Origin of the sequence: Escherichia sp. WS568 (assembly GCF_046486085.1) — a bacterium.
Classification (GTDB): Bacteria; Pseudomonadota; Gammaproteobacteria; order Enterobacterales; family Enterobacteriaceae; genus Escherichia; species Escherichia coli.
In genome coordinates this window covers 135,810-149,359 of the sequence record NZ_JBJQMC010000009.1, presented here as the reverse complement: position 1 = coordinate 149,359, position 13,550 = coordinate 135,810, and the positions used below count along the sequence as shown (strand labels likewise).

Genomic DNA, 13,550 nt, shown 5'->3' with positions numbered 1-13,550 from the left:
AGTCAAGCCTACAACGATACGCAGAAACACGAGGTCCTCTTTTAATGGCGAATTTCTTTATTGATCGCCCCATTTTTGCCTGGGTGCTGGCAATCCTGTTGTGTCTGACAGGTACCCTGGCGATTTTTTCATTGCCCGTTGAACAATACCCCGATCTCGCGCCACCGAATGTGCGAGTGACCGCTAACTATCCCGGCGCATCGGCCCAGACGCTGGAAAACACCGTGACCCAGGTTATCGAGCAAAATATGACCGGCCTCGATAATCTCATGTATATGTCGTCTCAGAGCAGTGGCACCGGCCAGGCATCTGTCACTTTAAGTTTTAAAGCAGGCACCGATCCGGACGAAGCCGTGCAGCAAGTACAAAACCAGCTGCAATCAGCCATGCGAAAGTTACCGCAGGCGGTGCAAAATCAGGGCGTGACGGTGCGTAAAACCGGCGATACCAATATTCTGACCATTGCCTTCGTCTCTACCGATGGTTCGATGGATAAACAGGATATTGCCGATTACGTTGCCAGTAATATTCAGGATCCGTTAAGCCGCGTGAATGGCGTCGGGGATATCGATGCCTATGGTTCGCAATATTCCATGCGTATCTGGCTGGACCCGGCGAAACTCAACAGTTTCCAGATGACGGCTAAAGATGTCACTGATGCCATTGAGTCACAGAACGCGCAGATTGCGGTTGGGCAACTTGGTGGTACGCCTTCCGTCGATAAGCAGGCGCTCAACGCCACCATTAACGCCCAGTCACTGCTACAAACACCAGAACAGTTCCGCGATATCACCTTGCGGGTGAATCAGGACGGCTCAGAGGTAAGGCTGGGCGATGTCGCCACCATCGAAATGGGGGCGGAAAAATACGATTATCTTAGCCGCTTCAATGGTATGCCAGCCTCCGGGCTGGGGGTAAAACTGGCCTCCGGCGCGAACGAAATGGCGACAGCGGAGCTGGTGCTCAATCGTCTCGACGAGCTGGCGCAGTATTTCCCGCACGGACTGGAATACAAGGTGGCGTATGAAACCACCTCGTTTGTTAAAGCCTCCATTGAAGACGTGGTGAAAACGCTGCTGGAAGCTATCGCTCTGGTTTTCCTCGTTATGTATCTGTTCCTGCAAAACTTCCGCGCCACGCTGATACCCACTATCGCCGTGCCGGTGGTGTTGATGGGAACCTTCTCCGTACTTTATGCCTTCGGTTACAGCGTCAACACCTTAACCATGTTCGCGATGGTGCTGGCGATCGGTCTGCTGGTGGATGACGCCATCGTGGTGGTGGAAAACGTCGAACGTATTATGAGTGAGGAAGGACTCACTCCTCGCGAAGCCACACGTAAATCGATGGGGCAGATCCAGGGGGCACTGGTCGGGATTGCGATGGTGCTTTCGGCGGTATTTGTACCAATGGCCTTCTTCGGCGGCACCACCGGTGCCATCTATCGCCAGTTCTCTATTACCATTGTTGCAGCGATGGTGCTGTCAGTACTGGTAGCGATGATCCTCACTCCGGCTCTGTGTGCCACGCTACTTAAGCCACTGAAAAAAGGTGAGCATCACGGGCAAAAAGGCTTTTTTGCCTGGTTTAACCAGATGTTTAACCGCAACGCCGAACGCTACGAAAAAGGGGTGGCGAAAATTCTCCACCGTAGCCTGCGCTGGATTGTGATTTATGTCCTGCTGCTTGGCGGCATGGTGTTCCTGTTCCTGCGTTTGCCGACGTCGTTCTTGCCACTGGAAGACCGTGGCATGTTTACTACCTCGGTACAGTTGCCCAGCGGTTCAACCCAACAACAGACCCTGAAAGTCGTTGAGCAAATCGAGAAATACTACTTCACCCATGAAAAAGACAACATCATGTCGGTGTTTGCCACTGTTGGTTCTGGCCCTGGGGGTAACGGGCAAAACGTGGCGAGAATGTTTATCCGCCTGAAAGACTGGAGCGAACGCGACAGTAAGACCGGCACCTCGTTTGCCATTATCGAGCGTGCAACGAAGGCGTTTAACAAGATTAAAGAAGCTCGCGTTATCGCCAGCAGCCCGCCAGCAATTAGCGGTCTTGGTAGTTCTGCGGGTTTTGATATGGAGTTGCAGGACCACGCTGGAGCGGGTCACGATGCGCTGATGGCAGCACGTAACCAGTTGCTGGCGCTGGCGGCGGAAAACCCGGAGCTAACCCGTGTGCGCCATAACGGCCTCGACGACAGTCCGCAGTTGCAGATTGATATCGACCAGCGTAAAGCTCAGGCGCTGGGCGTTGCTATCGACGATATTAACGACACACTGCAAACCGCCTGGGGTTCGAGCTATGTGAATGACTTTATGGATCGCGGTCGCGTGAAGAAAGTCTATGTGCAGGCAGCTGCGCCGTATCGCATGCTGCCAGATGACATCAATCTCTGGTATGTCCGAAATAAAGATGGCGGCATGGTGCCCTTCTCTGCTTTCGCGACCTCACGCTGGGAGACAGGCTCGCCGCGTCTGGAACGCTATAACGGTTATTCTGCGGTAGAGATTGTAGGGGAAGCCGCACCGGGGGTCAGTACCGGTACGGCGATGGATATTATGGAATCGTTAGTGAAGCAGTTGCCAAACGGCTTTGGTCTGGAGTGGACGGCGATGTCGTATCAGGAGCGGCTTTCCGGCGCGCAGGCTCCGGCGCTGTACGCCATTTCCTTGCTGGTGGTATTCCTGTGTCTTGCGGCGTTGTATGAAAGCTGGTCGGTGCCGTTCTCGGTAATGCTGGTCGTGCCGCTGGGGGTTATCGGCGCGCTGCTGGCAACCTGGATGCGCGGGCTGGAAAACGACGTTTACTTCCAGGTGGGCCTGTTAACGGTCATTGGTTTATCGGCGAAAAACGCCATCCTGATCGTCGAGTTTGCTAACGAGATGAACCAAAAAGGCCACGACCTGTTTGAAGCGACGCTCCACGCCTGCCGTCAGCGTTTACGCCCGATTCTGATGACTTCGCTGGCATTTATCTTCGGCGTATTGCCAATGGCAACCAGCACGGGTGCCGGTTCCGGTGGTCAGCATGCGGTGGGTACTGGCGTAATGGGCGGGATGATTTCGGCCACTATTCTGGCTATTTACTTCGTGCCGCTGTTCTTTGTGCTGGTGCGCCGCCGCTTCCCGCTGAAGCCGCGCCCGGAATAAGCAATAAAAAAGGCGACATGCTAATGTGTCGCCTTTTTCAACTTTCCGATTAAGAACCTGCTCAGCGGGTTCTTGCTGTTTGTACTTTGTCTCAGGAATTACTTACGAAGCATAACTTCGATAAAGTCTTTCCAGTTCCCCAGTTCACGTTCAATCATAACAACCTCTCTTATAATTATGGGTATTCTACGGAAACAATATACCGTGGTGAAGCTAATTTACTCGATTGCTGCGATGACTACCTCCGGGGGACAAACCTTATGTAAATACTATGGTCCTGCGGTGATAATTTGTATGTGATACACAGCAACATTTCGAGATATTCATACGGCATCTAATACTGATTTAATTCTGGTTAAAATACAGACAGATAACAAGATGAATATTCTTAATGTTTACGTTAAAAATGTTTAATGTTATTTAATAGTTGTTAATTTGAATACTTCGATAATGTTATATTTCCTGATGATCATTTGCAGGCAAAATGTTTTCACCCTTAAATGAGTATTTATTCTCATAAATCGAAAAAGGATTCATTATGGTTACACTTTACGGCATCAAAAATTGTGACACCATTAAAAAGGCTCGCCGTTGGCTGGAAGCCAATAACATCGACTATCGCTTTCATGATTACCGCGTCGATGGATTGGACAGCGAATTATTGAACGGTTTTATCAACGAATTAGGCTGGGAAGCGTTACTCAACACCCGTGGTACAACCTGGCGTAAACTGGACGAAACCACCCGCAATAAAATCACCGATGCGGCCTCTGCGGCGACATTAATGACTGAAATGCCTGCAATTATCAAACGTCCATTGCTCTGCGCGCCTGGTAAGCCTATGCTGCTGGGTTTCAGTGAATCCAGTTATCAGCAATTTTTCCATGAGGTGTAGTCTATGTCGTGCCCGGTTATTGAGCTGACACAACAGCTTATTCGCCGCCCTTCCCTGAGTCCTGATGACGCAGGATGCCAGGCTTTGTTGATTGAACGTTTGCAGGCGATCGGTTTTACCGTTGAACGCATGGACTTTGCCGATACGCAGAATTTTTGGGCATGGCGTGGGCAAGGTGAAACGTTAGCCTTTGCCGGGCATACCGACGTGGTGCCGCCTGGCGACGCCGACCGTTGGATCAATCCGCCGTTTGAACCCACCATTCGTGACGGCATGTTATTCGGGCGCGGTGCGGCAGATATGAAAGGCTCGCTGGCGGCGATGGTGGTAGCGGCAGAACGTTTTGTCGCACAACATCCCAACCATACGGGGCGACTGGCATTTCTGATCACCTCTGATGAAGAAGCCAGTGCCCACAACGGTACGGTAAAAGTCGTCGAGGCGTTAATGGCACGTAATGAGCGTCTCGATTACTGCCTGGTCGGCGAACCGTCGAGTATCGAAGTGGTAGGTGATGTGGTGAAAAATGGTCGTCGCGGATCATTAACCTGCAACCTTACCATTCATGGCGTTCAGGGGCATGTTGCCTACCCGCATCTGGCTGACAATCCGGTACATCGCGCAGCACCTTTCCTTAATGAATTAGTGGCTATTGAGTGGGATCAGGGCAATGAATTTTTCCCGGCGACCAGTATGCAGATTGCCAATATTCAGGCGGGAACGGGCAGTAACAACGTTATTCCGGGTGAACTGTTTGTGCAGTTTAACTTCCGCTTCAGCACCGAACTGACGGATGAGATGATCAAAGCGCAGGTACTTGCCCTGCTTGAAAAACATCAACTGCGCTATACGGTGGATTGGTGGCTTTCCGGGCAGCCATTTTTGACCGCACGCGGTAAACTGGTGGATGCGGTCGTTAACGCGGTTGAGCACTATAATGAAATTAAACCGCAGCTACTGACCACAGGCGGAACGTCCGACGGGCGCTTTATTGCCCGCATGGGGGCGCAGGTGGTGGAACTCGGGCCGGTCAATGCCACTATTCATAAAATTAATGAATGTGTGAACGCTGCCGACCTGCAGCTACTTGCCCGTATGTATCAACGTATCATGGAACAGCTCGTCGCGTGATGAGTGGTTCCGCAAGAGGAAATAAGCATGGACTGGCTGGCTAAATATTGGTGGATTCTGGTGATTGTCTTTTTGGTAGGCGTCCTGCTGAACGTGATTAAAGATCTCAAGCGCGTCGACCATAAGAAATTTCTCGCCAACAAGCCGGAGCTTCCCCCGCATCGTGATTTCAACGATAAGTGGGACGATGACGACGACTGGCCGAAAAAGGATCAACCGAAGAAGTAAGCTAAGTGGCCGGATAAGGCGTTAACGCCGCATCCGGCCATGATGCCTGATACAGTCTTATCAGACCTACCCGGCTATTATTACATCATTTCAATCACATCATCATCGCCAGGCTTACCGCCGCTTAGCGCTTCGTCGAAATAATGTTTCGGAATGGTATAACGCAAGTGATCCAGAGCAAATTGCATACTGCGATTGTCGATCGCATGGCCTAAATCCTCCACGATATCCAGCGTCACGTCACCACCGGCACTGATTAACGCTTCCTGCGCCGCAACCGCATGCGCCAGATCGATAACCGGATCTTCACCGCCATGAATCAGGTGAATTGTCGTGGCTGTAGACGCAGTTTCCGGCAGGCTCGCATACCGTCCGTTAAAGGCAATGACGCGTGAGGCAAGGCCCGGTTCGGCTTTAATGCTCTCCAGCGCCATAATCGCGCCTTGAGAGAAACCGATTAGCGCCGTGGCGTTAGCCCCTACTCCGCTCTGTTTCTGCCAGTAGCGCACCGTTTCAATAAACGTCGGCATGATGGCATCCACACGCGCCTGGCGATTATCTTCCGTAATACCCTGCACCGAAAACCACTGACGCCCCGCCGGATTACCGCTCGGCTCCGCGCCTCCGACACTCACCACCAGCGCATCAGGAAATAGCGGCGCAAACCAGCTGCCTATTTCCCCCATTGCCACCGGGTTATCCCCGACACCGTGGAAAAGCAGTAACAATTGTTGCGCAGGTTTATCCGGGCTTTGAACAACAAAATGGTCATGTTTCATGGCGAACTCCTTAACTGATGTCATTAATTTTACGCCGCTGACTCACAATGACCATGGGAGAAAATTGAAGGAGTCAGTGAAAAAATTGCCATTGCGTTATGCGATCGCGCAAACGCTCAGTGCGAACATCATCAAGTGCGTATAGCGCCTGCGCGGCCTCTTCCCGCTGACGGACCAGTAACAGCTTACGGCCTGAAAGTTTAAGTGTGGTACATAACTGCGCGTCACTGGCGTTTTTCTGTAAACGCCCACGCAGCGCCGGTAATGCCATTTCGCTGGTTTGTAACAGACGCATTAAGCAACCTAACGACGTTAATAGCGGACGATGAGCGAAAGCAAAACCGGCCAGTTCAAGCCAGTCGTCGTCAGAAAGGACGGCATCGTTTAGTGGATCAACGGGAAGCATTTCGCCATTCCACTGCGCGAGAGCTTGCGCATCGCGACGTAAACGGTAATGCTCACGTTCAGCCAGCTGTTTACCCGCATCACTCATCGGTAACAGTGCCATCGCCGTATAGCAACCGCTGCTGGCTTCACGATGATTACCCATTCGCACCAGCACAAAACCGCAGCGTTGCCAGAAACGCCATAACTCCCCGGTGTAACCAAAACTCACCGAAAGATAGTCGAGGTCATGCGTATATTGCAAAGCACCAGCAATAAGTTGCCGCCCTGTGCCTTCCCGCTGACGCGCCGGATGAACTGCTATCCGGCTTACCCGCCGTCCACGCAATGTCGCTGCCAGTGGATTGCTGCCGTGCGCCGCCAGCGACTGGGCCACCAGATTACCCCGAGGGCGACGAAAACCTGCCCATACCGCCTGACTGAGTTGTTGAGATAATCCCCCCTCATCCACCAGCCACAGCGCTCCGGCAATCTCGTTTTCGCCAGCCGCCTGTAAAAAATGTTGCCCTGGTGCATCCATCATCCGGCGTAAATCCAGCGGCGAGGTCCGGTAGTGCGCGCCAGACAATAGCTGATATACCTTTAACGGCGTTTCTGGTTCGCTTCGCCATAACGTCTGTTCAAAAGCAGAAATGACGATGTCACCTTGTGGTTCGTGAGTGAAGTTTTCATCGTCAAACACCAGTGCCTCGCTGACCATTTTCTCCAGCGGGCATCCCTGCGCCCAGCGGATCGGTTGTTGCAGTTCAAAACGGTGTAAATGCGGAAAGCGAGCGCAAAATTTCAGCAAAAAACCACGTCCGGTGCCTTCGTAGCCCTGCACCGTAGTGGTTAACAACGTTCGAGGAAAACGCGATACCAGTTGATGCAACAACGGCGCAGGTATGGCTGCGGCTTCATCGACCACCAGCCAGTCGGCTTGCTCATCGCTGGCTAACAAGGCATCCGGTGCAATAAAGCGAAACTTCTCGCCCGCAAATTGTGCCAGTACATACGTTGCCGCTTTTGCGGGCGCGGTGACAATCGCACTACCCGCAATACGAGAAATGAGTTGCCCTGCCAGCGCCGATTTACCGCGCCCACGCGCAGCCGTTACCACCGCCACGCCCAATGGCATGGTCAGTAGCTGCTGTAAGAGTTGCTGTTGTTCTGGCTGTGGTGCGCCGGTCGCGGGGTGCCAGTCAGTACGGGGAGTAAAATGCGCCAACGAGAACGGCTGGTTTTGCCGCCAGAGGATAGCGTCGTTATTCGCCGTAAGTACGCGTTTGAAATGCTGGACAAAATGCGGCGTCGCAATAGGGTCAGGGCAATCACTCCAGCGCAGCGAGTCGGCATCAGGTTGGTTTTCCCACTCATCCCATACAGGGAGTAACAACACTAGCCAGCTTCCCGCTTTCAACGTTCCGCTAAGTGCCGCAAAGGCAGCGGCATCAAAGCCGTGGCGGGCGTCGAATACCGCATGCCGGAACTCGCGCCCAAGTAAAGTTTGTAGTGCCGAGGGAGAACAGTGGTTTTCAGCATCTGGCTGCGGCGAAATCCACAGCCAGTCGCCAGGTAAGGCATCACGCAACTTAAGCGCATGATCAAAACACCAACCCTCTTCCCCGCTCAACACCAGCAAGCGGCGGATCCCTTCACGTTTCATTTGCGCTGTTAATGTGTGAAGCGCAGTCAGTTCAGCCATCCCTGCCCCGGAAGTTAAATGCTTTTACCAAAAGTATTGCATTGTGCCGGATCGCCGCTGTCGAAACCACGTTTAAACCAGCTGTAGCGTTGCTGAGAAGTGCCATGAGTGAAACTGTCTGGTACTACTCGCCCCTGACTTTGCTGTTGTAAACGGTCATCGCCGATGGCCTGCGCCGCGTTCAGCGCCTCTTCCAGATCGCCGGTTTCCAGAACACCTTGCTGCTGCATACTATGCCCCCAGACACCGGCAAAACAGTCGGCCTGGAGTTCCATACGCACAGATAAGCGGTTTACTTCCGCCTGCGTCGCGTTTTGTTGCAGTTGACGAACTTTCGGCTCGATGCCTAGCAGTTTCTGCACATGATGACCGACTTCATGAGCGATAACGTACCCCTGGGCAAAATCGCCATCCGCGCCAAGTTTGTCTTTCATGTCATCATAGAAGGAGAGATCGATATAAACTGTGCCATCCGCCGGGCAATAGAATGGCCCCATTATGGACTGTCCCGCCCCGCAGCCGGTACGCGTCATTCCACGGTACATGACCAGCTTCGGTTGCTGATAGGTTTTACCCATCTTCTCGAATTGCTGTCCCCAGGTGTCTTCCGTGGTTGCCAGAATCACCGAGGTGAATTTTGCGGCTTCGTCTTCATTAGGGCTAATTGACCGCGTTGATTGCTGTTGGGAAACCGGCTGTCCGGTCATCAACCCGGTTAAATCAACGCCATAGTAGCCTGCAACCAGCACGACTATCAGTAAAATCAGCCCGCCTTTACCGCTTGGCAGGCGAAAACCGGGACCGCCCATTGACGGACCGCCGGAGCTATTGCGCCTGTCTTCAACATTGTCACTTTCACGTCGCCCTTGCCAACGCATAGATACCTCAACAATATATTCATTATAGAAATGATCGTAGGTGGTTCAGAGGAAGATTACCACAGGAAAGCGGGATGAAATGGCGGAGGAATGAGCGTTCAATGCACATCTTATGAGAGCGGTTGTCTTGCCGTGCCAGCAGCACGGCAAGATGATGAATAGAAAAATCAGTCCAGCTGTACACCCAGGCGGCGGGCAACGGCTTCATAGGCTTCGATCAGGCCACCGAGGCTCTGGCGGAAACGGTCTTTGTCCATTTTCTCCAGCGTTTCTTTGTCCCACAGGCGGCTGCCGTCCGGGGAGAACTCATCGCCCAGAACCACTTCGCCTTTGTACAGACCAAACTCCAGCTTGAAGTCGACCAGAATGAGACCAGCATCATCGAACAGTTTTTTCAGCACGTCGTTCGCTTTGTAGGTCAGCTCTTTCATACGCGCCAGGTTCTCTTTGCTCACCCAGCCAAAGGTTTCGCAGTAAGATTCGTTGACCATCGGATCGTGCATGGCGTCGTTTTTCAGGAACAGATCGAACAGTGGCGGGTTCAGCTCAATACCTTCTTCGATTCCAAGACGTTTCACCAGAGAGCCAGCAGCACGGTTACGCACGACACACTCAACCGGCACCATATCCAGCTTTTTCACCAGACATTCGGTATCGGAGAGCAGACGCTCCATTTGAGTCGGGATACCCGCTTCAGCCAGTTTGCTCATAATGAAGTAGTTGAACTTGTTGTTCACCATACCTTTGCGATCAAACTGCTCAATGCGCGCGCCATCCCCTGCTGACGTATCATTGCGGAATTCGAGCACCAACAGGTCCGGGTTTTCCGTGCTGTATACGGTTTTCGCTTTACCACGATACAACTCAGCTTGCTTTTGCATCTTTATCACTCCTGGGTGTGAATTAACGTTTTAAAATCTATTGCTGTCTGGTGTGCCAGATGTTTTGTCGGATGCGGCGTGAACGCCTTATCCGACCTACGTCCGACAAACAAATTTCGTGCGAATTACCGCTAAAATCGCGTTTTTCTGCCGACGCACACGTTTGCGTATCATATCAGAAAAAAGGGCCGGATGACTCCAGCCCTGTATTTTTACTTGCTAAACGCAGCCTGGAAGACAGCTACCAGCGCGTCATTCTGACTCTGAGTCAGAGTATGACCTTTCGGATCGATGAACTGTAGGCTGCTGCGGTTATCTAAATCGCCAACCTGCAGTTTATAGTCACCGGATGCCAGGCCTGGATCGCTCGCGCCCAGTTCCTGCCAGTCGCTGTCAGACAGCGGCTTGTAAGTTACGGCCATGTTACCCTGCGAACGGGTGCTGTCGGTCACTTTCATGCCCACTTTTTCCAGCGCCGCTGGCAGACGTTGCCAAACCACATTGAACGGCCCGCGTACGACCAGCATCGGTAAACCGGTGTCATCAGCTGCACTTTGTACGTCCATAGTGGTGGAGGCACGATTTTGCGCAGCGTTCGCGGCGTCAGTGGCAGATTTATCCAGACCGGCGGAAATAACGTTCATCATCTCCGTGCTGTAACGCTGCATGGAAGCCGCGTCTGCAACCGGTTTGCCCGCCTGTTCCAGGTTCAGCAGTTTAACCGTAACCGCCTGCTGATAACCCTGCGGCTTAACAGAGATTTGATAACGACCACGATACTGCTCGTCTTCGTCCAGACGGTTCCATTGTACCCAATCGGTGGTCAGTGTCTGACCAGCATCATCACGTTGGGTGATGGTGTAGTTTTTCGCCTGCAGCACGCTAACCACCTGCGGCCACAGAGTATTGCCACGACCATTTTCCACCAGCAATGAAGCGGTATCGCCCGTGAACTGGGTACGCGCGCCAGAAACCAGTGCCAGCGGCTGGGCTGGTGGACGAATGTCCAGCGCCTTACCGACAGCACCACTACCGTTGGTCACCGGGATTGCATAATCACCGGAGGTCACCGGCAAAATCATTCCAGCCGGGGCATGAAGCTCCGCAAGCGGTGCCGCTTCCAGGTAGGCTTCATCACCACTGACCTGACGCTTATAGCGTGAGTCAGAACTACAGGCAGCGAGTAATAAAACAAGCGAAACACCCGCAACCTTTGCCAGGCGCGACTTTTGAACAGAGTAAGCCATCAAATCTCCCTAAACTTTACAGCAAACCGGCATGCTTAAGCGCCGCTCTGACCGTCTCACGACCACTGTCGGTGATAGGTGTCATTGGCAGGCGCAGCGTATCGGTCGCCACAAGACCCAGTTCCTTACATGCCCATTTCACAGGGATTGGATTGGGTTCGACAAATAGTTTGTTGTGTAATGGCATCAGACGCTGATTAATAACGCGTGCCTCGGCAAAATGCCCTTCTGCTGCCAGTTTGCACATCTGGGCCATATCACGCGCTGCGACGTTAGCCGTAACGGAAATAACCCCATGACCGCCTAATTGCATGAAGTCCAGCGCGCTCGCATCATCGCCGCTCAGCAGAACAAAATCATCTGAAACCAGCTCTTTGATCTGGTTTACACGCGTTAAGTTCCCTGTTGCCTCTTTGATTCCGATAATATTTTTTACTTTCGCCAGACGGCCCACCGTTTCCGGGAGCAGATCGCAGCCAGTACGGGACGGCACATTATACAGAATTTGCGGCAGGTCAGTATGTTCAGCGATGGCTTTGAAATGCTGATACAAACCTTCTTGCGACGGACGATTGTAGTAAGGGGTTACCGTCAGGCAGCCGACGATACCGCTGTCATTGAAGCGCTGCGTCAGGCTAATGGCTTCCGCAGTAGCGTTAGCACCGGTCCCGGCAATCACCGGAATGCGCCCGTCAGCCAGCTCCAGCGTCATCATCACCACATCAGCATGTTCGTCATGATTTAAGGTAGCGGACTCGCCAGTGGTGCCAACAGAAACGATCGCCGAAGTACCGCTGGCGACATGATAATCAATCAGTTTTTTCAAGCTAGCCCGACAGACATTACCTTTTTCATCCATCGGAGTAACAATCGCGACAATACTTCCCGTGAACATGGGCCATCCTCTGTGCAAACAAGTGTCTCAATGGTACGTTTGGTATGGCATTAAAAGCAAGCAGACAGAACCGTTCTGATTGTTGTATGCATGTTTTTTTTATGCTTTCCTTAAGAACAACTCACCCCTTGAAGGAATAACCAGTTTGACACTGTCATCGCAACATTATCTGGTGATCACTGCGTTGGGTGCCGATCGCCCTGGAATAGTGAACACCATCACCCGTCATGTCAGTAGTTGCGGCTGTAATATTGAAGACAGTCGCCTGGCGATGCTGGGAGAAGAGTTCACGTTTATCATGCTGCTTTCCGGTTCATGGAATGCCATTACTCTGATTGAATCAACGTTACCGTTGAAAGGTGCCGAACTGGATCTTTTAATCGTGATGAAGCGCACGACGGCGCGTCCGCGTCCGCCAATGCCAGCATCTGTCTGGGTTCAGGTCGATGTGGCAGACTCCCCGCATTTAATTGAACGCTTCACAGCACTTTTCGACGCGCATCATATGAACATTGCGGAGCTGGTGTCGCGCACGCAACCTGCTGAAAATGAACGGGCTGCGCAGTTGCATATTCAGATAACTGCCCACAGCCCCGCATCTGCGGACGCAGCAAATATTGAGCAAGCGTTCAAAGCCCTATGTACAGAACTCAATGCACAAGGCAGTATTAACGTCGTCAATTATTCCCAACATGATGAACAGGATGGAGTTAAGTAATGAATCCACTGAAAGCCGGTGATATCGCACCGAAATTTAGCTTGCCGGATCAAGACGGAGAACAAGTTAATTTGACCGACTTCCAGGGACAGCGTGTTCTGGTTTATTTCTACCCGAAAGCCATGACCCCCGGCTGTACCGTACAGGCCTGCGGCTTACGCGATAACATGGATGAGTTGAAAAAAGCGGGCGTCGATGTGCTGGGTATCAGCACCGATAAACCCGAAAAACTCTCCCGTTTTGCGGAAAAAGAGCTGCTTAACTTTACGCTCCTGTCTGATGAGGACCACCAGGTGTGCGAACAATTCGGCGTCTGGGGTGAAAAGTCCTTCATGGGCAAAACCTACGATGGTATTCATCGCATCAGCTTCCTGATTGACGCTGATGGCAAAATCGAACATGTCTTTGACGATTTCAAAACCAGCAATCACCACGACGTTGTGCTGAACTGGCTGAAAGAACACGCCTGATTACTTTGCTCCATTCCGTGCTGGCTGTGCTTGCGGCCAGCACACCTCACTTCTCGTGATCAAGATCACATTCTCGCTTTCCCCTGCGACACGGGTGTCGAATCCATTTATTGCTGAACGTTAATGACCATCATTTTTGTACCGTTCAGAATACAGTTAATTCATAACTTATTGAATATAT

At 52.1% G+C, this 13,550-nt stretch carries 13 protein-coding genes; 6 read left to right on the top strand and 7 right to left on the bottom strand.

The window, feature by feature from the left end; genetic code table 11:
• Positions 1-44: 44 nt before the first annotated feature.
• Positions 45-3,158 (top strand): multidrug efflux RND transporter permease AcrD, encoded by a 3,114-nt coding sequence (gene acrD / locus ACJHWR_RS12550; RefSeq protein WP_001273112.1) that lies wholly within the window; start codon positions 45-47, stop codon positions 3,156-3,158.
• Between the two features lie 98 nt (positions 3,159-3,256).
• Here the strand turns inward: acrD and ypfM are convergent, their stop codons facing one another.
• Positions 3,257-3,316 carry a protein YpfM gene (ypfM, locus tag ACJHWR_RS12545; RefSeq protein WP_001386977.1) on the bottom strand — a complete coding sequence of 20 codons (60 nt, stop codon included), beginning with the start codon at positions 3,314-3,316 and terminating at the stop codon, positions 3,257-3,259.
• A 380-nt stretch (positions 3,317-3,696) separates the two neighbouring features.
• Between ypfM and ACJHWR_RS12540 the strand changes: the two genes are divergently transcribed.
• The 3 genes from ACJHWR_RS12540 to ACJHWR_RS12530 are packed head-to-tail and all read left to right on the top strand — an operon-like array spanning position 3,697 to position 5,412.
• Complete coding sequence (locus ACJHWR_RS12540) at positions 3,697-4,053, top strand: ArsC family reductase (protein WP_000258253.1); 357 nt, start codon at positions 3,697-3,699, stop codon at positions 4,051-4,053.
• 3 nt (positions 4,054-4,056) lie between these two features.
• A complete protein-coding gene (dapE, locus tag ACJHWR_RS12535; RefSeq protein WP_001277801.1) occupies positions 4,057-5,184 on the top strand; it encodes a succinyl-diaminopimelate desuccinylase in 1,128 nt (375 codons plus the stop codon).
• A gap of 27 nt (positions 5,185-5,211) precedes the next feature.
• A complete protein-coding gene (locus ACJHWR_RS12530; protein WP_000383836.1) occupies positions 5,212-5,412 on the top strand; it encodes a YpfN family protein in 201 nt (66 codons plus the stop codon).
• An 80-nt stretch (positions 5,413-5,492) separates the two neighbouring features.
• Here the strand turns inward: ACJHWR_RS12530 and ypfH are convergent, their stop codons facing one another.
• The 6 genes from ypfH to dapA form a co-directional block, all read right to left on the bottom strand.
• A complete protein-coding gene (gene ypfH, locus ACJHWR_RS12525) occupies positions 5,493-6,191 on the bottom strand; it encodes an esterase (protein WP_000679812.1) in 699 nt (232 codons plus the stop codon).
• A gap of 73 nt (positions 6,192-6,264) precedes the next feature.
• Complete coding sequence (gene tmcA, locus ACJHWR_RS12520) at positions 6,265-8,280, bottom strand: tRNA cytosine(34) acetyltransferase TmcA (protein WP_000829312.1); 2,016 nt, start codon at positions 8,278-8,280, stop codon at positions 6,265-6,267.
• Positions 8,281-8,294: 14 nt separating this feature from the next.
• Positions 8,295-9,158 carry a neutral zinc metallopeptidase gene (locus ACJHWR_RS12515; protein WP_001267498.1) on the bottom strand — a complete coding sequence of 288 codons (864 nt, stop codon included), beginning with the start codon at positions 9,156-9,158 and terminating at the stop codon, positions 8,295-8,297.
• Positions 9,159-9,325: 167 nt separating this feature from the next.
• A complete protein-coding gene (gene purC / locus ACJHWR_RS12510; RefSeq protein WP_001295467.1) occupies positions 9,326-10,039 on the bottom strand; it encodes a phosphoribosylaminoimidazolesuccinocarboxamide synthase in 714 nt (237 codons plus the stop codon).
• A 212-nt stretch (positions 10,040-10,251) separates the two neighbouring features.
• Positions 10,252-11,286: an outer membrane protein assembly factor BamC gene (bamC, locus tag ACJHWR_RS12505; protein ID WP_001297320.1), complete on the bottom strand. Its 1,035-nt coding sequence runs from the start codon at positions 11,284-11,286 to the stop codon at positions 10,252-10,254.
• A 16-nt stretch (positions 11,287-11,302) separates the two neighbouring features.
• Positions 11,303-12,181, bottom strand: a complete 879-nt coding sequence (gene dapA / locus ACJHWR_RS12500) for a 4-hydroxy-tetrahydrodipicolinate synthase (RefSeq protein WP_001295469.1) — start codon at positions 12,179-12,181, stop codon at positions 11,303-11,305.
• 145 nt (positions 12,182-12,326) lie between these two features.
• Between dapA and ACJHWR_RS12495 the strand changes: the two genes are divergently transcribed.
• Together ACJHWR_RS12495 and bcp are read left to right on the top strand one after the other, a co-directional pair.
• Positions 12,327-12,899 carry a glycine cleavage system transcriptional repressor gene (locus ACJHWR_RS12495; RefSeq protein WP_000176187.1) on the top strand — a complete coding sequence of 191 codons (573 nt, stop codon included), beginning with the start codon at positions 12,327-12,329 and terminating at the stop codon, positions 12,897-12,899.
• Positions 12,899-13,369: a thioredoxin-dependent thiol peroxidase gene (gene bcp / locus ACJHWR_RS12490; protein WP_001068682.1), complete on the top strand. Its 471-nt coding sequence runs from the start codon at positions 12,899-12,901 to the stop codon at positions 13,367-13,369. The genes ACJHWR_RS12495 and bcp overlap by 1 nt, the downstream gene beginning before the upstream one ends.
• The last annotated feature ends 181 nt before the right edge of the window (positions 13,370-13,550 follow it).

Bases quoted from the DNA above. Each gene is read 5' to 3' on its own strand.
- acrD (WP_001273112.1), top strand. From the start codon at position 45: ATGGCGAATTTCTTTATTGATCGCCCCATTTTTGCCTGGGTGCTGGCA.
- ACJHWR_RS12540 (WP_000258253.1), top strand. From the start codon at position 3,697: ATGGTTACACTTTACGGCATCAAAAATTGTGACACCATTAAAAAGGCT.
- dapE (WP_001277801.1), top strand. From the start codon at position 4,057: ATGTCGTGCCCGGTTATTGAGCTGACACAACAGCTTATTCGCCGCCCT.
- ACJHWR_RS12530 (WP_000383836.1), top strand. From the start codon at position 5,212: ATGGACTGGCTGGCTAAATATTGGTGGATTCTGGTGATTGTCTTTTTG.
- ypfH (WP_000679812.1), bottom strand. From the start codon at position 6,191: ATGAAACATGACCATTTTGTTGTTCAAAGCCCGGATAAACCTGCGCAA.
- tmcA (WP_000829312.1), bottom strand. From the start codon at position 8,280: ATGGCTGAACTGACTGCGCTTCACACATTAACAGCGCAAATGAAACGT.
- ACJHWR_RS12515 (WP_001267498.1), bottom strand. From the start codon at position 9,158: ATGCGTTGGCAAGGGCGACGTGAAAGTGACAATGTTGAAGACAGGCGC.
- purC (WP_001295467.1), bottom strand. From the start codon at position 10,039: ATGCAAAAGCAAGCTGAGTTGTATCGTGGTAAAGCGAAAACCGTATAC.
- bamC (WP_001297320.1), bottom strand. From the start codon at position 11,286: ATGGCTTACTCTGTTCAAAAGTCGCGCCTGGCAAAGGTTGCGGGTGTT.
- dapA (WP_001295469.1), bottom strand. From the start codon at position 12,181: ATGTTCACGGGAAGTATTGTCGCGATTGTTACTCCGATGGATGAAAAA.
- bcp (WP_001068682.1), top strand. From the start codon at position 12,899: ATGAATCCACTGAAAGCCGGTGATATCGCACCGAAATTTAGCTTGCCG.